Here is a 1314-nt window from a genome sequence, read left to right as displayed (position 1 = left end):
CATCCCACCCACTCCCCGCCGAAAGCGAGCGCGGGCGCGATGCCGGATGCGGCCGTCAGGGAGGCCTCCCGGGCCTCTCGTTGCGATACGTGTGCTCATGTCCGGGGACGCTACGGGCGCCCCGCACACACCAGTTGATCAAGAGGAAAGTCGGTGGATTACCGGCCGGTTGTGGAAAAGCCCGTCACCCCCGCGACACCACAACCCCCAACAACCCCGGCCCCGTATGCGCCCCGATCACCGCACCCACCTCGCTCAGATGCAGCTCCCCCACCCCGTCCCGCAGCGCCGGGACCCGCTCCCGCAGCCGTTCCGCCAGCTGCGACGCGCGCTCGGCCGCCGCCAGGTGGTGTACGGCGACGTCCACCCGCTCCGCACCCGCGCGCGCCACCACGATCTCTTCCAGGCGCGCGATCGCCTTCGACGCCGTGCGGACCTTTTCGCGCAGCTCGATGCGGCCGTTCTCCAGTTGCAGCAGCGGCTTCACCGCCAGGGCCGAGCCCAGCAGCGCCTGCGCGGCGCCGATCCGGCCGCCCCGTCGCAGATAGTCCAAGGTGTCGACATAGAAATACGCCGAAGTCCCCGCCGCCCGCTTCTCCGCCGCCGCCACCGCGTCGTCCAGTGAGCCCCCGGCCGCCACCGACTCCGCCGCCGCCAGCGCGCAGAAGCCCAGCGCCATGGCCACCATGCCGGTGTCCACGACCCGTACCGGCACCGGAGCGTCCTTCGCCGCCAGCACGGCCGCGTCGTACGTGCCCGAGAACTCCGCCGACAGGTGCAGCGACACCACGCCGCTCGCCCCGGCCTCCGCCGCCGCGCGGTACACCGCCGCGAACTGCTCCGGGCTCGGGCGCGACGTCGTCACCGGACGCCGTTTCTTCAGCGCCTCCGCGACCGAACGGGCCGAGATCTCCGTGCCCTCCTCCAGCGCGCGGTCGCCGAGGACCACCGTCAGCGGTACGGAGGTGATGCCGTGCCGGCGCAGCGCCTGCGGCGGCAGGTAGGCCGTGGAATCGGCGACGATCGCGACATCGGGGGACATGCCCAAGACACTACTGGGGGGCGCGCGCCCACCGCACTGCGCCCTTGGCCGTAAACGCTTGCCGACCGGCGGTTACGCCGAGCGCAAGCACCTCCAGGGCGCCCAGCTACGCCGGCGACTCCGGCCGCCGCACCTTCTCGATCTTGTTGAGCAGCGCCTGGAAGGCGTCCTGCGACAACGACCCGGACTTGGCGGCGGTCAGCTCATCCTGAGCCTTCGCCTCCCGGGCTTCGGGAACGTCCGGCTTCCCCTGCCCCTGAGCCCCCTGAGCC

The 1314-nt window shown here is 72.3% G+C and carries 1 protein-coding gene; it reads right to left on the bottom strand.

Annotated features, from left to right (window positions below; all coding sequences use genetic code 11):
• Window positions 1–184: 184 nt before the first annotated feature.
• On the bottom strand, window positions 185–1042 hold the full coding sequence (locus tag G5C51_RS42055; protein WP_165246209.1) for a DegV family protein: 858 nt from the start codon (window positions 1040–1042) through the stop codon (window positions 185–187).
• Window positions 1043–1314: the final 272 nt, after the last annotated feature.

This window comes from Streptomyces coryli, from assembly GCF_011044975.1.
Classification (GTDB): Bacteria; Actinomycetota; Actinomycetes; order Streptomycetales; family Streptomycetaceae; genus Streptomyces; species Streptomyces coryli.
The sequence above is the reverse complement of the archived record's forward strand: the minus strand, read 5'-3'. Positions and strand labels throughout refer to the sequence as shown.

Coding starts and splice junctions, on each gene's coding strand:
- G5C51_RS42055 (WP_165246209.1), bottom strand. CDS start 1,042: ATGTCCCCCGATGTCGCGATCGTCGCCGATTCCACGGCCTACCTGCCG.